Here is a 19,452-nt window from a genome sequence, read left to right on the forward strand (position 1 = left end):
GCACCCGGAGTGGGTACGCGTGGAGTGCCGGGGACGGCAGCGGACTCACCCACACAGCGTGCCGCCGGCCGAAAGGACACTGAACTCGCCCGTGTGCGGCCATCATCAGCCGCGCGCCGGGGACGGAACGTCGCCGGGCGTGTGCGTGAGCAAAACCTAGCGATCGTGACCGCTGACCGGAAGGGCTTGTCCAGAATCCGGTTGACGCTTGTCCGTTTCATACGGGATGTCCGACATATCGAGGATGGAGGTCGCTGGGGCGTCGTGGCGTCCGCAGCACCTCCCGCGTTCCCCGAGCCCGGCCTCCCGAGGCGCCCCCGTCCCGGCCCTCACCGCATCCGGGTCGCCCACTCCCGTACCTTGTCGATCCGCTGGCGCAGCTGACCGGCCGTGGCCTCCGCGCTGGGCGGGCCGCCACAGACCCGGCGCAGCTCGTTGTGGATCACACCGTGCGGCTTGCCGCTCTGGTGGACGTAGGCGCCGACCAGCGAGTTCAACTCGCGGCGCAGCTCCATGAGTTCCTTGTGGGTGACCACGGGCCGCCGATCGGCCGGCAGTTCCAGCAGGTCGACCTCGGTGTCCGGCTTCTTCCGGCTGTGCGAGATCTGTCGGGCCTGGCGCTTCTGGAGCAGCTGTTGCACCTGGTCCGGCTCCAGCAGCCCGGGGATGCCGAGGTAGTCCTGCTCCTCCTCGCTGCCCGGGTGCGCCTGCATGCCGAACTCCGCGCCGTCGTAGGTCACCCGGTCGAAGACCGCGTCCGACTCCAACGCCTCGAAGGGCAGTTGCTCCTCCCCGTCCGGCTCCGACTGCTCCCGCTCGGCCTCCGCCAGCAGCTCCTCCTCCACCGCGTACGGGTCCTCCTCGCCGCCCTTGGTCGGCTTGTCCAGGACGTGGTCCCGCTCGACCTCCATCTCGTGCGCGTACGTCAGCAGCGTCGGCACCGTCGGCAGGAACACCGAGGCCGTCTCACCACGTCGCCGGGACCGCACGAAGCGCCCCACCGCCTGGGCGAAGAACAACGGCGTGGAGACGGTGGTGGCGTAGACCCCGACCGCCAGCCGTGGCACGTCCACCCCCTCCGAGACCATGCGCACCGCGACCATCCAGCGGTCCTGGGAGTGCCGGAAGTCCTCGATCCGCTGCGAGGCGCCGGTGTCGTCGGAGAGCACCACGACAGCCGGGTGTCCGGTGATCTCCCGCAGCAGCTTGGCGTACTCCCGAGCGGTGTCCTGGTCACCGGCGATCACCAGCCCGCCGGCGTCCGGGACGGCTCGACGCACCTCGCCGAGCCGCTGGTCGGCGGCCCGGAGCACGGCCGGCACCCACTCGCCGCGCGCGTCCAGCGCGGTCCGCCACGCCTGGGAGACGGCGTCCTTGGTCATCGGCTCGCCGAGTTTCGCCTCGATCTCGTCGCCGGCCTTCGTACGCCACCGCATGTTGCCGCTGTAGGACAGGAAGATCACCGGGCGCACCACGCCGTCCTGCAGGGCGGTGCCGTAGCCGTAGGTGTAGTCGGCCCGGGAGCGCCGCACCCCGTCGTTGCCCTCGACGTACTCCACGAACGGGATGGGGTTGGTGTCCGAGCGGAAGGGCGTGCCGGTCAGCGCCAGCCGCCGGGTCGCCGGCTCGAACGCCTCCAGCACCGCCTCGCCCCAGGAGCGGCTGTCCCCGGCGTGGTGGATCTCGTCCAGGATGACGAGGGTCTTGCGCTGCTCCGAGCGGTTGCGGTGCAGCATGGGGCGCACGCCCACCCCGGCGTACGTCACCACGATCCCGTGGTACTCCCGGCCGACCGGCCCGCTGCTGTACTCCGGGTCGAGCTTGACGCCGATCCGCGCGGCGGCCTCGGCCCACTGCTTCTTCAGGTGCTCGGTCGGCGCGACGACGGTCACCTGCTGGACGACGTGGTGGTGCAGCAGCCAGGACGTGAGGGTCAGCGCGAAGGTCGTCTTACCGGCGCCGGGGGTGGCGACGGCCAGGAAGTCCCGGGGCTGTTGCTCCAGGTACGCGTCCATGGCGGCCTGCTGCCAGGCGCGCAGCTTGCCGGCCGTTCCCCAGGGCGCACGGCCGGGGAAGGCCGGGGAGAGGTGGGTGCTGGTAGTCACGGTCTCCGTCGCGGTCGCAGGGTCTCGTCCGGCCTCGCGTGCGATGCCCGAGGGCCGCAGGCCCGGGTCGGCCACCCGACTGCCGACGAGCGGGCAGCCGGGTCAGCGTACCCGCGCCGCCGGCCGTGCCCGGAGCCGGAGGTCGGGACTCGGCCACGGTGCGAGGCACACCACACGGCGGGTACGCGGCGGCTCACCGGTGCGTGGTGCTGGTTCGCCGGAGCCCGTCGCCGGAGCCCGTCCGCACCGCACCCGCGGGCCACTGGGTCAGGTGGTGGCCAGCACTCCCGCGTAGGACACCCCTGCGACCACGATCCAGGAGACCAGTCCGAGGGCGGCGACCTTCTTTCCGGTACGGGCCAGCGTCGGCAGGTGCACGGCGCTGCCGAGGCCGAAGAGGGCGGCGGCCAGCAGGAGTTCCTTGGCTTCGCTGGCGCCGTTCAACACCTGCGTGGGTACCCAGCCGGTGCTGCGGGCGGCGACGAGCGCGGCGAAGCCGAGGACGAACAGCGGCACCAGCGGCGGCCGTTTGGTCCCGTCGGTCGAGCCGTCCGCAGCGGTCGGGTCGGCGGTCGAGCCGTCGCCCGAGGTCGCGGCCCGTTTCCGTACGTTCAACACCACGGCGGCCACCAGCGGCGCGAGCAGCATCACCCGCATCAGCTTGACCAGCACGGCGTCCGCGAGCGCCGGGCCACCGGCGGTCTGCGCGGTCGCCACCACCTGCCCCACGTCATGCACCCCGGCGCCGATCCAGCGTCCGAACTGGATGTCGCTGAGGCCCAGGGGCTGGTGCAGCAGCGGGAGCACGGCGATCGCGAGCGTCCCGCACAGGGTGACCAGCGCGACGGAGGTGGCGACGTCCCGTTCGTCGCTCTTCCGCACCTCGCTGACGGCGCCGATCGCGGAGGCACCGCAGATCGAGTAGCCGGTGGCGATCAGTATCGGCTGGTCACCCCGCAGGTCGAGCTTCCGGCCGCACCAGAGGGTGCCGGCGAAGGTGACGGCGACGACGACGCACACCATCAGCACGGTGGCCCAGCCGAGGCCCAGCACGTCGTGCAGACTCAGCTGTAGACCGAGCAGCACGATACCCAGCCGCATCAGCCGTTTCCCGGCCAGCGAGAGACCGGGCCGCGCCAGGTCACGTACGAACCCGCGCACGCCCGGCAGGTGTGCGGCGGCGATGCCCAGCACCACGGCGGCGGTCAGCATCGGCACCCCGGGCAGCAGCAGGTGCACGCCCTCGGCGACCGCGACTCCGGCGGCGGCCAGGGCGAGACCGGGGAGGACGCCGCGCGCCCGGACCAGCAGGGGCGTCCGCGAGCGGCCCCGGCGCTGCCGAGCGGCGTCTGCGGCGGGCTCAGCGCCCGTTATGGCGGGGTCGGCGTCCGGGTCGGCGGATTCGACGGAGCCGGCGGCAGCCGCCGCTCCGGTGCTGTTGTCGGCACCGCCCGGCGCGGCACCGTCCGGCGTACGGGCCGAGGTTCGGGTGTCGGTGTGCCGTGTGCCGTCGGACGGCGCGCCCGGCGCGGGCATCAGCGGTCGACCGGGAGGTCGTAGACCCGCCGGACGCTCGAACCCAAGCGCGCGATGTTGGCGCCGTAGAGGTGGAGGGACACCGCCTTGCCGGAACAGGCGTTCCACACCCGGTGGATGTCCCCGGGCGGGGCGAAGCCGCACACCGAGCCCTGCGGGTTCACCACGTCCTCGGTGGCCACCAGCCGCGCCGGTGCGCCGGAGCCCTCGGCGGGCAGCAGGCGATAGCGGCGTTCCCGCTCCTCGCCCTGGTGCACGCCGGTGACGCACCAGGACACGTGATCGTGTACGGCGGTCTCCTGACCGGGCAGCCAGACCAGCCCCACGATGGAGAAGCTGCCGTCGCTCTCCGCGTGCAGCAGGTGCTGGCGGTACTGCGCCGGGTCGCCCTCGTACTGTTCGGGAGTGAGCAGGTCGGAGGCGCCCAGGTGGGGCGCCAGCTTCTCGCCGACGAGGTAGGCGGTGAGGTCGGGGGCCAGTCCGCGACCGACAGCTTCCCGGACCTCGGCGACGAGGGCGGAGAGGCGCTCGGTCGTACGGGGAACAGCGGCTTCGGTGGAGGTGGCCATGCCCTCAGGGTGGATCGCCCGCACTCTCGCGTCCAACGACGGTTTGTTGGCCGTATTCCAAGCCCCGCTTATGACCGGCTGTGCTGTTACGGTCCGGGCCCGCCCGGCGGCCGTACCGCGCCGTGGAGAAACGCCGGCTTGGCGGCTCAGCAGCCGACCCGGTTCGCGGCGCCCTCCCGCAGCGCGTCCAGCAGCAGGGCGGTGGCCGGGATCTCCAGGTGCTCCCGCAGCACGTACGCGGACACCTGCCGGCGGGACGCCGGGTCGAGCGCGCGGCCGGTGATCCGCTCGTGCACCAGGAAGGACAGCACCAGCCCGGGCATCATCGCGATGCCCAGCCCCTCGGCGACCAGGCTCTGCACCACCAGGATGTCGTCGGTGGTGAAGACGATGTCCGGGGCGAAGCCCAACTCAGCGCACTCGTGCAGGAAGTTGCTGCGGCAGCGCAGACACCCCGCGATCCAGCGCTCCCCGGACAGGTCCGCCAGCCGCGCCGCGCGCCGTCGGGCCATCGGGTGCTCGTTCGGCAGCAACACCGTGAGCTGGTCCTCCATGAGCGGGATCTCCACCAGCTCCTCGGGCACCTGCTCTCGCAGTCCCGGGTAGGTGAAGGCGAGCGTGATGTCGCACTCCCCGCGCACCACCCGCTCCAGGGACTCCGGCGGCTCGCTCTCCTGCAGTTCGACCCGTACGCCCGGATGCTCGACGGCCAGTCGGGACAGCGCCTCCGGCACCAGCGTCGCGCCCGCGCTGGGGAAGGCGCACATCCGCACCCGGCCCGCGCGCAGCCCGGTGATCGCCGTCATCTGCTGCTGCGCGGCCGCGATGCTGCCCAGGATCACCTCGGCATGCCGGGACAGCGCCTCGCCCGCCTCCGTCAGCCGCATCCGCCGACCCGCCCGGATGAACAGCGGGGTGCCCACGGCCCGTTCCAGGGCCTTCATCTGCTGGGTGATCGCCGGCTGGGTGTAGCCGAGCGCCCGGGCAGCCGCGGAGTACGAGCCGGAGCGCACCACCTCGTCGAAGGTCCGGATGTGCCGCGAGTCGAACATGACTGAAGCATAAGCAGAATTTGGAGTATGAGCATAATGCTCTCACTGGAGCTTGATCTCAGGGAAGCTCGCCCCCTTCGGTGACGCACCACCTCAGGCGTCCTGCCGAAGCTCCCGCAAGCTGTCGGCGATCTCCTTCACCTCTCGCATCTCTCCGGTCGCCACCCGCACGACGAGACGTTCAGCGGCGTCGATGTCCGGACGCAGTTCCACTCCGTTGATCGCCAAGAAGGTCACACAGGACAGCCAGGCCGTACGCCTGTTACCGTCCACGAACGGACGGTTGATCGCCAGCGACTGCAGCAGGGCCGCGCCCTTCTCGATCAGATCCGCGTACGCCTCCTCGCCGAACATCTCCGCAGCCGGACGGTGCACCGCGGACTCCAGCAGGCCGCCGTCCCGAAGCAGGACCTGCATGTCGTCACAGGCGTGCGCCGCGACCGCCAGGACCTCCTCAGCGGTCAGGTAGAACGGCGTCACTTCAGTCGATCCATCAGCTCACGCCACTTGGCGGCTTGACCGATGGCCGTGTCCCGCACCATGGCCTCACGGGCGTTCCTCACCAAGTAGTCGTCCACCGCCCGGAGCACTATGGCGTGCATGCTGCGCCCCTCCAGGTCAGCCTGGGCCTTCAGGGCTTCCGCTCGGTCATCGTCGAGACGTAGGTTCATCGCCATACCAGAACGGTACCAACCACGGGGTCACGACGGTACCGCGTGCTCGCCCCGCTGCCGCAGCCGTCCCGCCACCACGATCCCGACCGCCGCCACCACCGCCGCCAGGGCGTACACCGCGACGAAGGCCAACGGCTGCGCCCCGCCCTCCGTACCAGCCGCCGGGCCCGCGTGCGCCACGCTCACCTCTCCCCCGCCCAGCGCCGCGAAGGCCGCACCGGTGGCCGCCAGCAGCACGATGTTCGACAGACCGTCGGAGGTCTGCAACGCGGCCGAGTTGTCACCGGCCTCCCCCGGAGCGGAGAGCTGCAGCAACAGCACGCTCGTGGACGAGATGACCAGCCCCATCCCGAAGCAGCCGACCGCCATGGTGACGGCCAGCGTCCACACCGGCACGCTCGGGACGAGCACCATCGGTACGTACGCGATCGCCCCCGTGACCAGTACCATCCCGAGCCGCACCAGCCGCTCCCGGTACGGCTCCATCCGTGCCCGGGACTGGGTGAACGAACCCAGCGCCCAGGTGCCGCCGCCCGCCGCCAGGGTCAGCCCGGCCAGGGTCACCGAGAGTCCCCGCTGGGTGACCAGGGTGAGCGGTATGAAGCTCTCCGTCACGATGAACGAACCCGCGGCCATCCCCCGCAGCAACACCACCGCCGGCAACCCCCGCGCCGCCCGGAACGTACCCGGCGGCAACAGCCGCAGCGCCGCGGGCACGAGCAACACCACGCCAAGCACCGCCGGCACCGCCGCGAGCGGGGTCAACTCCTGCCCGGCGTACTGCAACAGACCCGCGCCCACCGCCACCGCCACCGCGAACCGCAGCCGGCGCCGGTCCAGCGGCGCCGAGGCGTCGCCACCCTCCGGCGGTCCGGACGCCCGGCTGCGCAACGCCGGCAGCATCACCGCCAGCGGCAGCACGACCAGCACCGGTATGCCCAGGAAAACCCAGCGCCAGCCGAGGGTTTCGGTCACCGTGCCGGCCAGCAACGGCCCCACGATGGACGGCACCACCCAGGACGCGGCGAACGCCGCCATCACCGCCGGACGCAGCCGCTCCGGATACGCCCGGCTCACCGTGACGTACAGCGCCACGATCACCAGCCCGCCGCCGATCCCCTGCACCGCTCGGCCCAGCACGAATACCCACATCGCGGTGGCCGTACCGGAGAGCACCAGACCCACGGCGAACGCCGCGATCCCGGTGGCCAGCGGCGGCAACGGCCCCCGCCGGTCGGCCCACTGGCCGGACACGGCGATACCGAGAAGGCTCGTGGTGAAGAACGCGGAGAACGCGAAGGCGTACAGCGAGACGCCGTTCAACTCGTCCGCCGCCACCGGCATAGCCGTGCCGACCGCGGTCGCCTCGAAGGCGATCAGCAGCACGACCGAGACGATCCCGAGAGTCAGCGCCCGGTAGGCGGCACTGAGCACGGTGCGTTCCGCGGCCGGCCACTCCCCCGGCGACGCCGCCCGTCCAGGCTCGAGCGCCCACCCGCCCTCGGCGTGCGCCGCCGGAGCGCCCGGTACGCGCCGCGCCTCCGGTCCGGTGGCGCCGGGCCGTTCCACCGCGGTCGGCGGGCCGTCGTAATCGTCCTGGAATGCCGTCACAGAGGACAACCGTACGGGTCGCCCCGCTCTCCGGTCCGCTGGCCCGGGGCCCGGCTCCCCTCAGCCTTTCGACCTACGATGCGCGGCCGGCGAGAGTCCGGTACGGGCGGGCGGCGCGCCCCACGCGACCGGCGATCGCCTCACGGGCCAAGCCGCCCCGCATACCTGGCTGTCGTGTCAGCCCTACTGCTTGACCTGCTTCTGGAACTCCTCCATCGAGATCCGCTGATCCTCCGGCGGCAGGGTGATGTCATAGCTCTCGCCGAAGCCCTCGTACGTGCTCTTGCTGCTCTGGCCGTTCCGCTTGGACTCCATCTGCAACACCCGGGCCTGACCCGAGGCGGCGATCCGGTAGACGTCGGCGCTCTTGCCACCCTTCACCGTCACGGCCTTGGTCTTCTCGCCGTCGACCGTGGTGTCCTTGCCGGGTGCCCGCTTGGCGGAATCCGGCACCTTGAAGTACATCTCGCAGCCCTGGCCTTGCTGCTCCACGAAGCTGGACCCAAGTTCATCCGGAATGGTGACCTTCTGGCCCTGCTTGCTGACGGATGCGGCGAGCAGGGAGGTGCTGATGTAGCTCGTACCCTCCTTGCAGTACGCCTCCCGCACCTCGTCCCCCTCGTCCCCCTCTACCTTCATGTGCATGCCCTGTTCCGGGTCCCAGCGCATGACCTGCCGCGCGCCCGGGAAGGCGGTGGTGCTGCCGGAAGCCCGGAAACTCGTCTCCGCCATCGCCTTGTTGGCCTTCTTGACCAGCACACTCGGCCCCTTGTCAGCCTGCTTCTCCTCCGAACCGGACGAGGACTTCGAGTCGTCCTCCTCCTCGGAGCCGCCACCACAGGCGCTGACCCCGACCACCAGCGCGGCCACCACGGCCGCCGTACGAACTCCGCGCGCTCCGCGCATCGGGACGCCTCCCACTGTCGTGTGTGCTGACTGTCCGAGCACGGTACCCACTACGGCAACCGCCCGAGGGCCACCCGCACCGGCCGGTACGGTGCGTTGGCACGGCGGGACCGAGCGACAGCACCCGGACGCACGCCCGCACGGACACCGGCGACGGACAATCGGGACCCGACGCGTACGCCTCGCGCTGTGCGACGATGACGCGCGACGAGGGGGAGGCGGTCATGGCGACCACATGGGGTCTGCTTGTCGAGGAGACCGGGGGGTTCGGGCGACAGCGGTGGGTCTGGGCGCCCCGCGTCATCGGACATCTCCGAGGAACCCGGGAGCAGGCCATGAAGGCACTGCGCGAGGAGGCTGCCCGCTACCGACCAGAGCATCCGACCTCGCCCAAGCGGCGCATGCTCTACGCCGACACCGACGGCTTCTTTCTGGTCGTCGAGGGCACGACCCGCTCCTTCCACTGCCGCTTCACCGTCGCCGAGTTGCTCGAGGACAGCGCGAAGTAGCGGCAGTGAGCGAGTAGGTGCGTGCCGGAACGGGAGCTGGGTAATCTTCAGCCCAGCGTCTCAGCTACCCGGACGAGCATCCCAGGTCCTGACGCGCAGCCGAGATAAACTCCTCAAACATCTTCCGCTCATCCTTGAGGAGCTTCCCGGCCAAGGCGTACTCATCCTCGTCGAGACCCTCGTCCGGATACTCCATCTGAACGAGCGTCTCGCTCTCTCCGCACTCCAGAAGCTTCGTCCACTCCCCCACGTCAGCGCCCTTCCGCTTCTCACGGGAGAACTCATCAATGAGTTGCGGATGTTGAGTTATGGAGAATCCTGCAAGGCTCTTGCGATCCCTTGTGAGGATGCAGCTCCACAACATCTTCTCATTCGACACCACGCGCTGCTTCACACCCTCAGCAGCCCCACTCGAGGAAAAGGGAGAAAATCCTTCCAGGCTACAAGTTTCTTGATTATCAAAATATGCCTCATTACTACCTTCAGACGGATTCAAGAACTGCTCCACCGAAAAACCCTCCGCCTTACACCCAAGATTATCCATAACCTTGCTAGCTAGCTTCCCAACCGCGCGGGCATGCCGAAACCTGACTTTCTCTTCTGCCACTGTATCCCACCGGCTCCCATCAAGACGAAGCGATAGCTGGATGGGTTTGCCGGACCCTGCTTTGTCATTGCACTTATCGGGCAGCCATACAGACGCCCCAGCATGGGATGTCCATCCATTCAGCCCATTCCCAAGTGGAGCATAATTCAAGTACTGATTAACCGTACCAAAGTATGCCTGAGCCCCATAGGGCCATTGATGACTCGGTGGACCTACTTCTACTTCTACGACTGGATAGGAGTCATCAAATGAGGGGTTGTAAACGAAGCACTTTCTTTCATATTCCGCCGAATCGGAGCTTCGTGTTGTTTGAGACAAATACCGATCCGCACTCTCATCAACGAGCAAATCAACATCATCTCCACTCAAGGCACCCCAACAGAATGGGCCACTCGACCCCTCGGATTCAGGAGAGTCAGAAGAAAACTTGCTCCATCCGATGGCCAATATGAACAAAAGGAAAGCTCCAGCCACCAGAAAGCTCTTGTGTTTCAATATCTGCGACATTAGTTGCGTTGCCCTACCTCTCCCGTGGCTTGCTTCTCATCTAGAAGGCCGAGATTATAGAACGATTTTCCTTCCTTGAGAAGTTCCTGCAGATTTCCATCCGTTGCAGCCTTCTCCTCCGACTGGAACCCAAGGGCATTCATTCTTTCGCTAGCCATTCTTACAACTCCGGGATCTCCATCATTAGAGAACAAATCAATCAGTTTTTCACGCGTCATACTTTCAATTTCATCAATATTCGCATTAGCCGCATCTGAGGTAATGACGTCGATCGAACGCTGTGCAACGTCTCCCACTCCAGGAATTGCAGTCACGGGTGTGCCCAGTATATGATAGTTCAGTTTTCCATCCCATTCTTCTCGCGATATTCTCTCATTTGCCATATCGTCAAGAACGTCTACTCTTACTCCGTCCAATGTCCCAAGGACTTGACCTCCTTCTTTAAGGGTTCCAAATGCGAGATCACTCCCTTGTGAAAAATCATCGCGTGAAAGTCTATCTAGATTCTTTGCAACTTCAATTGATTGGCTATCTTGCACTACTTTCATCGCTCCTTCATCTTCACCAACTCCACGAATAAAGCGAGTCATAACTTCCCGATCAATACTTACCTCGTTCTCCTGAGATTTCTCCATCCCATCTTTTCCAAGTATCTCGTATACATCTGTCGGGTAGTAGGCAAGCGCTGCGGCCATATTCTCACGTAGGTTATCCGGAATAGCACTTTGATCTACCCGCGCTTTTTCGGAGTATGTAGTGACCACTTCTTCCAAAATGGCCACTTGTGAGTCGTTGTGCTTGGGTATGGTGTCTGGAGCAGGGGTTCCAGGTACGTGACCAGTCATTGCTGCTTCTAGTGCATTACCCAATCCTTGTCTTGCGTAATTACCTACAGCATCCTGGCGAGCGATAGCGGGACCTGATTTTCCGTTGTCTGAAACATCGAGACGGTCTATCTGTTTCCAGTCCCGTTCATTTTGAAGATAATCCAGTCGATCCGCACCCTGTTTGGAACTCGGGTCAAGGTACTGCGTAGCTGCTTCGGGGTTTCTGCTCATAGCGTTAAGCACACCGTCTAGGGGATCGTTCTTAAACCATCCTCCTTCGCTGATATCGATCTGCTTACCGTCTGCATAAGTTCCATAGAGATTCCATATTTCTGGGTCACCACCCTTCGCAGGGTCCTCGACAGAGCGAATATCATCAGCCAACTCGTGGAGAAACTCCTTGTCGTAGGCTCCTCCCTGCTGCATAAGGGTGGCCAAGCTCTGATATCCCCGTGTCTGTTGAGATCCATTTGCCTGCGCATCATCAACGACATTCAGGTCGTACTCCTTGACTCCTACCTTTTTCATGTCCGCAAGAAATGACTTCAAGAATCTCTGATCTGAACTCCGAGCTTTTTCGTCCACTGTGGTTGCCGTTTTGACAACGCCAGCGAGCTGTTTCTCTAGGCCGCTGAACTCCTTCTTTCCGTCAGATCGGCCCCCATGTATACGGTCGTTTAGCTTGTTCGTCAGCTGAACCACACCGTCGGCTCCGAGTGAGTTCAGAAGGGTTCTGCTATAGGCCGTGTCCTCCTTGTTGTCACGCATTATTCTTCGGAACTCAGTCATTTCCTTCGGCTGCAGTTCATTTCCTGAGTTTATTTTGGTTCCCAACTCCGCGGCACGCTTTGCCTCATACTTTTCAACATCGCCCATGGCTCTACTGTTGAATCCACGCGTCGCACCCTTGCCATCGTTGTCTTTGGTGACAGCCTCCAGCGCCAACCGGATTCCTGTATCTGCATCAGAAACAGCACGCACAGCCTTCGCTATAGCGTCCGTCCAACTTTGCTCAGCCATCTCTACGCTCAGAGCGTCTTTTGGATCAAAGTCAGGTTCCTTACTCGAAGTGCTGTAACCCTTGTAGAAGCACCGACCCGAGGAATTAACATGCATCCCCGCTGCCTGTGCCTCATCGCGGACTCCCTCGACAGCCTTCTTCAAACTGGACAATTGTCTATAAGCATCGTCCAGCAGATCTCCTACAGCGATTGCCTGCTTTTTGGCGCCGAACAGTTCGTGCGAGGTGGCCTTTGAAGAGGTATTGAAGAACATGTCAGCGGACTGCCCCTGCCATGTGTCTCCCTTGGCGATGCCGCGCACCTTCGTTTGGTAATCGTCTCGCAGATTTCCGAACTTGCGACCCATGTTCCGCCATGCGGTGGCAGCAGACTTGATCGTGGATAGGTCAGCATTCATGACATCATAGTAGGTGAGTGACATCGCCACATGCCGCCATTCAGAAATTGTCTATCGGACTGCGGTATCCGTCTCGCCCAGCCTTGAAACGGGCGGCATTGAAATCCTCGTTTCCGCGGAAGAGCACATTCGCTCCCTCGAGAGTCGATGCTTCAGTGAAAAGCCTGTTCACGAGCTGAGTCATCTGACGATCCCACTCGTCCGCGCAGTTCTGCAGTCCCTTCTTCGTGTCCCAGCCGTTTAGAGCGCCGACGGTGCACGACTCTTCTGAAACTCCACCTGATGCACCGCTGCTTCCGGCATTCGCCTTGGCTCCTGCCCTCTTCACTGCAGGACCGAAGGTGTGTCTGATATACAGAGCCGCTTGACTTTTCTCTTTCTCATCATGAGTCAGGTCACTGTTCGAGCCACGTCCTGGTGCGATGTGGTTTATTTGTGTCGACGCTTCATCGTTGCCCGTGCTGTCCTGATGATTTGAACCGCTCTGATCTGTGTCCACGGAAATAAACCTCAGATTCTGGCTTAATGATTATGGTACTGGCCGGGAGGCGGGGGACCGTAGGGAACGGTGGTGCGGCGGCGATGGCGTACGAACAGGCCCGTGGCACCACCGGCGGCCAGGATGCCTGCGGTGGCCAGGCCGTAGCCCAGCCAGTTCGACTCCGAACCGTCGTCCTCACCGGCAGCGGCCGGTTGCGTATCGTCCGCGCCCTCAGAACCACCAGGCTTCGCCGTCTTCTTCTCGCCCGAGGACGCCTTCTTCTCGCTGTACGGGCCCGGAAGCGGGTTGGTATTCGGGTCTCCCGGATCTCCGGGGTTCTTCAGCGCTATTCGGGGACGTACGGCTCCGTGGCCGATGAAGTCGTCCCGCTCGTCACCATTACGCGGACCACCGGCCGTGTTCACCAACACCCGGGTCACCTGATTCGCCGTCCAGTCCGGATGTTCCGCCCAGATCAACGCTGCCGAAGCCGAGGCAATTGCAGCAGCCGCACTCGTGCCACTTCCACCGCATATCCCAGCGGCACCGGCACACGCGAACACCATATTTTTTCCAGGTGCCGCCAAGTCAACCTGACTCCCGCTTTGCGCCTTCTCCATAGAACGCGCATCCTCATCTACCCCAGAGACGCCGATGACACCTGGTGTCGCCGCTGGATACATGAGGTCGTTACCACCCTGACCACTGTTGCCAACGGCAGCGAGTATCATTTTTCCCTTGGCGAGTGCATATTTGACAGATCTCTCCAACTCGGAAGATTTTTTGCTACCACCGAGGGATATACTTATAATTCTTGCTTCGGAGTCTGCAGCGTGACGAATTACCGGGGCGATATCAGCACCCAGTTCCTCCATCGCCTCTGCATGATTCTTGTATCCCTCACTGGTGTTTACCTTCAAGGGCAGGATTCTTGCCCCCGGGGCGAGGCCGTAGGAGCCACGGTCGGGGCCTGCTGCACCGGTAGCCGCGATGAGGGACGCCATCCCGGTGCCGTGACCGTCAGTGTCGGTGTGCGCGTCCCCTGGCTGTTCGGAGAAGTCTTTCCCCTTGAGTACCTGTCCCTGCAAATCGGGAGCAGAGCTATCCACACCTGAATCGATGACGGCGATGGTGATGCCTTCGCCTTGGCTGGTCTTCCACATCTCCTCTGCTTGCATGGCGTCCAGGTGCCACTGGCGCTCCCGGACGCTCTCCGCGTGTGCGGGCACCGCGCCGATGCACACCACGGTCAGGGCGAGTGCGGTTGTCGAGAGGTTCCTCAGTGCGGCCCGACCAGGACCGTAGCTACGCATGTGGTGTGTCTGCTCCCTGCCTCGGGTCACTCAACAACGGGCGGTGTGGTGCGCGGAGTAGACCGCGTCCAGGTCTCCGCATCCTCGGTGAGATAGTCCGGACGCTCCGAACCACCCTCCCGCTCCTCCCGACCACGAGCAGCAGCAGAGCCCGCCGCGCCAACTCGCCGACCAGCAGGTGGGTTCGAGCGCTGCGGCGACTCATTGCCGCTGTGCGCGCCCGGGCGTACCAGGCCCGTGCCGCCGGGTGTGAACGGTCGTCCTGGTGGTACGACTCCGGAGCGTGGGATACCGGCCGGGCCGCCGGGTTGGGAGGCCACGCGGCGCCCGCCACTACCTGTGCCCTGCTGCCCTACCGGCCCGCCAGCCCCGGGCATGCCCATCGGGGGGCGGTAGCCCGGTGGGCGTGACTGGTGGTTCTGGCCTGGCTGTTCACCGCCGACCACCGTGGGTCGAGGGATCGAACGTGGCTGCTGGCTGGGTGGGTTGATCGGCCGGCCCGCCTGAATCCCATCCCCGGGCGGACGCGTCCCCGGGCGAGGACCCATCGGAGAAGGGTTCGCCCCCGGCGGCCGACCCATCGAATCCGAGGGCCCGCCCGGCGGCTTGGCCACCGGCGGACCCGCAGAGATCGGCGGGCGAGGCCCTACAGGCGGACCTGATACCGGTGGTACACGCCCCGGCGGCACCGGACCCTCCGACACCGAACCCGAACCAAACCCAGGCCCCTGCTGAGCAGGACCCGATCCAGGAGGCGGAGACCCAGAAGGCCCCTCCGGAACCCTCACCCCACCCGCCACATCCACCCCAACATCTCGACCGGCCGATGAAGGTACTTCACCAGCCACCCCCGGCCATTCCGTATTCGCAGTGGACCGTGCAGGAGCGGCAGACACGGCAACCTCTTGTGACTCGCTTGCAGCGACTTGATCAAGTCGCTGCACAGGCGCAAGCTTTGGCTTCGGCGGCATCATGGCTTCGGGCATGGGTGGGAAGGTGGGTCGCTCCAGCTGTTGGAGTGTCACGGTGGTCTGTCCGTAGGACCGGGCCAGCTTCTCCATCTGGCGCACCGCCTCGCCATGCTGGTCGGCCAACTGCTCCTGTGCCGCGTACGCCTCCTCGTACGACGGCCCCGGACCGTTGGACTTGTGCGACGGCGCCAGCGGACTGCGCCCCTCCAAGCCACCCGGGTTCAGCACCTCGAACCCCTCGATCACCCCACGCGCCTCGGCTGACGGCGTCGGCATATCCCGCCGCACCTCACGCAACACCTGCGCCGCACCCTGCATCGCCTCACCCGCACCCCGACTCATCAACCCCAACCGCAACGCCGCACTCGCCATCTCGTTACTCCACACCCCACACTCCGCCGCGCCCTCCCCCTCCCAATCCACCCGCGGCACATGCCGCTTCAAGTCATCCCCGATCTTCTCGATCACCTTCGCCGCCCGCACCAGCTTCTCCCCCAACCGCTGCGACTCCTCCGGATCAGCCCCCTCCACCATCCCCAACAACTCCTCATGCGAATACCCCGCGAAATCCGTCACCGCATAGAAGTCGGTGAAGATCTCCCCCGCACCAGCGAACGGACCCTCCAACCCACCAGACCCAGCCACAGTCCCACCCCTCCCCACACACGTCACACGACAGACGGACAAGCCCTACGGAGAGCGCCGGCAACAGCCCTCAGTAACCCCCTTCACCCGTACCCTGCGGCTTNGCACCCTTCTTGGACTCCCGAGCCCCGCCACTACGGTCAGTAAGAATCAGTGACCATCCTAGTAACCAACAGCCCAGCGCACCACCGTGGAAAACAAGAAGCACACGTGGCGCCAACTATCCGGCACAGCATCACGGTCCGCCTGCGTGCTGGCCAGGGGCACAGCTCCGACCGGCCCTTCAGCACCCCCGTGCACGCCTCCGCGCCAGCACCCCCAGCACCCCCAGCACCCGCCGCGGCGCGGCGCCAGCGTCACCGTCCCGGCTGTCGCTGCCGTCCTGGCTCGCCGACCGCCGCCTGCGGCCGGATCGGCAGCCGTACGACCGGCCGCCCGGTGGCGGCCCGTACGGCGGAGGCGACCGCCGCGGGCGAGACGACCACCGGCACCGAGGACGCCGCCTTCGCCCCGAACGGCGCCACCACGTCCCGCTCCTCGATCAGCTTGACGATCCGGATGTCCGGCGCGTCCAGCGAGGTGGGCAACGCGTACGCGGTGAGGTCTGCGTGGCGTACGACCCCCTTGGCCACCCGCAGGTGTTCCGTCAGCGCGGCCCCGACGCCCTGGGTGACACCCGCCTCGATACGGGTACGCAGCTGCCGCGGGTTCAGCACCCGCCCGACGTCCTGCGCGATGGCCATCTCCACCACCCGCACCGAGCCCAGCTCGATGTCGACGTCCACCACGGCCCGCACGGCCGCGAAGGCCAAGCCCACGAAGGCGTCACCCTGTCCGGTGTCGTCCAGCGGCTCGGTGGGGTGCGGGCGGCACTGGGCGGTGGCCCACAGCTCCTGCCCCTCGAGCGTCTCGGCGACGGTCGTGGACAGCACTCCGTCGTACGAGGTGATCTTGCCGTCCGCGACCGTCAACAGCTCCGTGGACATTCCGAACTTCGCGGCCAGCGGCTGGAGGAGCTGCGTACGGACCATCTTCGCGGCCCGTTCCACCGCGCCGCCCGACACCCAGGTGTGGCGCCCGCGGGCGCCCGGCCCGGCCGTGGGCTGGTCGGTGTCGACGGAGGCGACGTGCACCTCCTCGATGCCGAGGGTCTCCTGCACGATCTGCCGGGCCAGGGTGGTGAAGCCCTGTCCGGTCTCCACCGCCGCGCACAGCACGGTGGCCACCGGCCCGTTCACCTTGACGGTGGCGGTGGAGACCTCGTCGGCGCCCTCCGTGCCCAGCATGTGCACCATGCCCAGCGCGTATCCGACGCCGCGGCGCACCGCGCCCGGCTCGCCCGCGCCCTCCGGGCCGCCGGGCAGCAGCCACTCGCTCTCCGGGCTGTCCTTCGGCAGCGGCGGCAACGGCTCCTCGCGTACGGCCGCCAACAGTTCCGCGACCGGCGCCGGGCAGGTCACTGTCTGGCCGGTGGGCAGCAGGTCGCCGGTGGCCAGGACGTTGCGCTTGCGCAGTTCGGCCGGGTCGACGCCCAGTTCGGCCGCGAGCTTGTCCATCTGCCCCTCGTACGCGGCGCACACCTGCATCGCGCCCTCGCCGCGCATATGGCCGGAGGGCGGGTTGTTGGTGCGTACGACCCAGCCGTCGATCACCGCGTGCGGTACGACGTACGGCCCGGCGGCGAACGACACGGCGGCGGCCAGCGCCTCGGAGGAGGTGTCGGCGTACGCGCCCGCGTCCAGCAGGATCTGCGCCTCCACCTTCAGCAGCTTGCCCTCGCGGTCGGCGTGGTGCCGGTAGCGCAGCAGCGTGGGATGGCGGTGCGCGTGGCCGAGGAAGGACTCCTCACGGGTCTCGGCCATCTTCACCGGGCATCCCGTACGCATCGCCAGCAGGCCCAGGGCCACCTGCATGCTGGTGTCCTCGCGGTCCCCGAGCGCGCCCGGGACGCCGGTGACCACGATCTTCACCTGGTCCGGCGGCAGGCCGAAGCAGGCGGCGGCCTGGTCCCGGTCGCTGTGCGGATCGGTGGAGGCGGTGTAGATCTCCACCCCGCTGCCCGGGCACGGCACGGCCAGTCCCGCCTCCGCTCCGATCGGCGCGGGGTCCTGGCGACCGATCCGGTACAGCCCCTCGACCACCACCTCACCGGTGATCTCCTGATCACCGTAGCGCAGGGGGATGTGTCGGATGAGGTTGCCGTCCGGGTGCAGTGAGTCGGCCTCGAAGGACTTCTCTGGGTCGGTGAGCGGCTCCAGCGGCTCGTACTCCACGACGACCGCCGCGGCGGCGAGCCGTGCGGTGTCCGGGTGGTCGGCGGCGACCGCGGCGATCGGCTCGCCGTGGTGGCGTACCAGGTCACGGGCGAAGGCCGGGCGGTCCGCCACCCAGCGCCCGTGCGCGCTGTCCCCGGGCACGTCCTCGTGCGTGATGACCGCCCGTACGCCCGGCATGGCGGCGGCCTGTTCGGTGTCGATGGCGTGGATACGGGCGTGCGGGTGCGGCGAGCGTACGAGCGCCGCCCACAGCAGACCCTCGGCCCACAGGTCCGCCGCGTACGCGAACGCGCCGGCGGCCTTCGCCGCGGCGTCCACCGGGATGAGGGAGGCGCCGACACCGTACGTCGCCTCGTCCGGCTCCGTCTCCGGGTCGAGTCGCGTGCCGCCGGCCGGGGTCACTGCCGTCGGGACGCTGCCAGGGCCGTTGGGCGTACCGGTCATGGCGCTGCCTTCGTCTTTCCGCGTCGTCCGATGGATTGTCGTACGGCCCGCTCCGGCCTCGCCCCGTGGCGTGTCACGCGTCGCCTCCCGGCGCCTGGTGTGGGATACCGCCCACGTTGTCGGAGTGCCGGTCCTCGGCCTCCTCCAGGGCGGCGAGCCGGTCGGCCCGCTCCTCGGTGACGGTGCGGACCACGTCCAGGACGCCGCGGTAGCCGGAGCAACGGCAGAGGTTGCCGCACAGCGCCCGCCGGGTCTCCAACTCGGTGGGCTCGTGGTTGCCTTCCAGCAGGTCGTGTACGGCCATCGCGAGCCCGGGTGCGCAGAAGCCGCACTGTACGGCCCCGCAGTCGGTCAACGCCCGCTGTACGTCCGAGGGCTCGCCGTCGACCGCGAGTCCCTCGACCGTACGGACCTCGCTGCCCGCGGTGGTCGCCGCCGGCACGAGGCAGGCGGCCACCAGGCGGCCGTCGACCTGTACGGAGCACGCGCCGCACTCGCCCTGCGCACAGCCGTCCTTGGCGCCGGCCAGGCCGAGCCGCTCCCGCAGGACGTAGAGCAGCGACTCGCCGATCCAGGCGTCGGTGACCGGTCGGTCCACGCCGTTGACGCGCAGGACGTAGGAGGTGTGCGGGTGTTCGCTGGGGGCCTCGGCCCGCTCCACTGGGGACGGGAGCCCGGTGGCGGCGGCGGGCGTCGGCTGGGCGTCCGGAGCTACCGCGAGGTCCGGGTGGGCCGTGGACGGCTGCGCTGGGAACAGGTGATCCGTCGACGGGTGGTTCCGTGGCTCCGTGAGGTCGGGGGACGGCACCGGCTCAGCGGACTCGGCCGGTTCCGCGGACTCCCCGGGCGCGGGCCGCTCCGGCGGAAGCACCGTGGCACTCGCCGAGGTGCCGGGCCCCTGGACCCCCTGCCCCGCCTGGTCTTCCTGGTCCGCTGCGAACCCGGAGTCCGGGAAGCCGCGGGTCAGTTCGTCGGCGAGCGCGGGGCCCTCGCCGCGCTC

General features: G+C 67.0%; 16 protein-coding genes. 2 read left to right on the top strand and 14 right to left on the bottom strand.

Features of this window, described 5'->3' with window-relative positions:
• Positions 1-329 precede the first annotated feature (329 nt).
• From AN216_RS15770 to AN216_RS29285, 8 genes are all read right to left on the bottom strand, one after another.
• Positions 330-2,105, bottom strand: a complete 1,776-nt coding sequence (locus tag AN216_RS15770) for a DEAD/DEAH box helicase (protein WP_107402001.1) — start codon at positions 2,103-2,105, stop codon at positions 330-332.
• 267 nt (positions 2,106-2,372) lie between these two features.
• Positions 2,373-3,641, bottom strand: coding sequence for a YeiH family protein (locus tag AN216_RS15775; protein ID WP_079166623.1), 1,269 nt, complete (start codon positions 3,639-3,641; stop codon positions 2,373-2,375).
• Entirely contained in the window at positions 3,641-4,210 is a 570-nt protein-coding gene (locus AN216_RS15780) for a cysteine dioxygenase family protein (protein ID WP_070197269.1), read from the bottom strand. Before AN216_RS15780 ends, AN216_RS15775 begins: the two co-directional genes overlap by 1 nt.
• A gap of 146 nt (positions 4,211-4,356) precedes the next feature.
• Entirely contained in the window at positions 4,357-5,262 is a 906-nt protein-coding gene (locus AN216_RS15785) for a LysR family transcriptional regulator (protein ID WP_070197270.1), read from the bottom strand.
• 93 nt (positions 5,263-5,355) lie between these two features.
• Positions 5,356-5,742: a type II toxin-antitoxin system death-on-curing family toxin gene (locus AN216_RS15790; RefSeq protein ID WP_070197271.1), complete on the bottom strand. Its 387-nt coding sequence runs from the start codon at positions 5,740-5,742 to the stop codon at positions 5,356-5,358.
• The gene (locus AN216_RS15795) at positions 5,739-5,939 is read right to left on the bottom strand and encodes a ribbon-helix-helix protein, CopG family (protein WP_070197272.1); all 201 of its coding nucleotides are present in this window, start codon (positions 5,937-5,939) and stop codon (positions 5,739-5,741) included. The genes AN216_RS15790 and AN216_RS15795 overlap by 4 nt, the downstream gene beginning before the upstream one ends.
• A gap of 24 nt (positions 5,940-5,963) precedes the next feature.
• On the bottom strand, positions 5,964-7,547 hold the full coding sequence (locus AN216_RS15800; RefSeq protein WP_079166624.1) for an MFS transporter: 1,584 nt from the start codon (positions 7,545-7,547) through the stop codon (positions 5,964-5,966).
• A gap of 183 nt (positions 7,548-7,730) precedes the next feature.
• A complete protein-coding gene (locus tag AN216_RS29285) occupies positions 7,731-8,453 on the bottom strand; it encodes a hypothetical protein (protein ID WP_170843132.1) in 723 nt (240 codons plus the stop codon).
• Between the two features lie 224 nt (positions 8,454-8,677).
• Between AN216_RS29285 and AN216_RS15810 the strand changes: the two genes are divergently transcribed.
• Positions 8,678-8,962: a hypothetical protein gene (locus AN216_RS15810; RefSeq protein WP_139140931.1), complete on the top strand. Its 285-nt coding sequence runs from the start codon at positions 8,678-8,680 to the stop codon at positions 8,960-8,962.
• Between the two features lie 64 nt (positions 8,963-9,026).
• Here AN216_RS15810 and AN216_RS28695 read toward each other — a convergent pair whose 3' ends face one another.
• The 4 genes from AN216_RS28695 to mycP all read right to left on the bottom strand — a co-directional run bounded on the left by AN216_RS28695 (position 9,027) and on the right by mycP (position 14,116).
• Positions 9,027-9,569, bottom strand: a complete 543-nt coding sequence (locus tag AN216_RS28695; RefSeq protein WP_139140932.1) for a hypothetical protein — start codon at positions 9,567-9,569, stop codon at positions 9,027-9,029.
• A gap of 506 nt (positions 9,570-10,075) precedes the next feature.
• The gene (locus AN216_RS28700) at positions 10,076-12,322 is read right to left on the bottom strand and encodes a DUF6571 family protein (protein WP_139140933.1); all 2,247 of its coding nucleotides are present in this window, start codon (positions 12,320-12,322) and stop codon (positions 10,076-10,078) included.
• Between the two features lie 40 nt (positions 12,323-12,362).
• Entirely contained in the window at positions 12,363-12,821 is a 459-nt protein-coding gene (locus tag AN216_RS28705; protein WP_139140934.1) for a hypothetical protein, read from the bottom strand.
• 23 nt (positions 12,822-12,844) lie between these two features.
• Positions 12,845-14,116: a type VII secretion-associated serine protease mycosin gene (gene mycP, locus AN216_RS15820; protein WP_070197276.1), complete on the bottom strand. Its 1,272-nt coding sequence runs from the start codon at positions 14,114-14,116 to the stop codon at positions 12,845-12,847.
• Positions 14,117-15,262: 1,146 nt separating this feature from the next.
• On the opposite strand from mycP, the gene AN216_RS28710 reads away from it, so the two are divergent.
• Positions 15,263-15,670, top strand: a complete 408-nt coding sequence (locus AN216_RS28710; RefSeq protein WP_139140851.1) for a hypothetical protein — start codon at positions 15,263-15,265, stop codon at positions 15,668-15,670.
• Between the two features lie 418 nt (positions 15,671-16,088).
• Here the strand turns inward: AN216_RS28710 and AN216_RS15825 are convergent, their stop codons facing one another.
• Both AN216_RS15825 and AN216_RS30255 read right to left on the bottom strand, forming a co-directional pair.
• Positions 16,089-18,452, bottom strand: a complete 2,364-nt coding sequence (locus AN216_RS15825) for a xanthine dehydrogenase family protein molybdopterin-binding subunit (protein ID WP_070197277.1) — start codon at positions 18,450-18,452, stop codon at positions 16,089-16,091.
• Positions 18,453-18,525: 73 nt separating this feature from the next.
• Positions 18,526-19,452, bottom strand: a 927-nt coding sequence (locus AN216_RS30255) for a (2Fe-2S)-binding protein (RefSeq protein WP_244502474.1), incomplete at its 5' end; no start/stop codon positions are given.

This window comes from Streptomyces oceani (assembly GCF_001751245.1).
GTDB lineage: Bacteria > Actinomycetota > Actinomycetes > Streptomycetales > Streptomycetaceae > Streptomyces > Streptomyces oceani.

What these genes read in the sequence shown, in the direction of transcription:
- AN216_RS15775 (WP_079166623.1), bottom strand. Translation starts at nt 3,641, where the DNA reads ATGCCCGCGCCGGGCGCGCCGTCCGACGGCACACGGCACACCGACACC.
- AN216_RS15780 (WP_070197269.1), bottom strand. Translation starts at nt 4,210, where the DNA reads ATGGCCACCTCCACCGAAGCCGCTGTTCCCCGTACGACCGAGCGCCTC.
- AN216_RS15785 (WP_070197270.1), bottom strand. Translation starts at nt 5,262, where the DNA reads ATGTTCGACTCGCGGCACATCCGGACCTTCGACGAGGTGGTGCGCTCC.
- AN216_RS15795 (WP_070197272.1), bottom strand. Translation starts at nt 5,939, where the DNA reads ATGGCGATGAACCTACGTCTCGACGATGACCGAGCGGAAGCCCTGAAG.
- AN216_RS29285 (WP_170843132.1), bottom strand. Translation starts at nt 8,453, where the DNA reads ATGCGCGGAGCGCGCGGAGTTCGTACGGCGGCCGTGGTGGCCGCGCTG.
- AN216_RS15810 (WP_139140931.1), top strand. Translation starts at nt 8,678, where the DNA reads ATGGCGACCACATGGGGTCTGCTTGTCGAGGAGACCGGGGGGTTCGGG.
- AN216_RS28700 (WP_139140933.1), bottom strand. Translation starts at nt 12,322, where the DNA reads ATGAATGCTGACCTATCCACGATCAAGTCTGCTGCCACCGCATGGCGG.
- mycP (WP_070197276.1), bottom strand. Translation starts at nt 14,116, where the DNA reads ATGCGTAGCTACGGTCCTGGTCGGGCCGCACTGAGGAACCTCTCGACA.
- AN216_RS15825 (WP_070197277.1), bottom strand. Translation starts at nt 18,452, where the DNA reads ATGACCGGTACGCCCAACGGCCCTGGCAGCGTCCCGACGGCAGTGACC.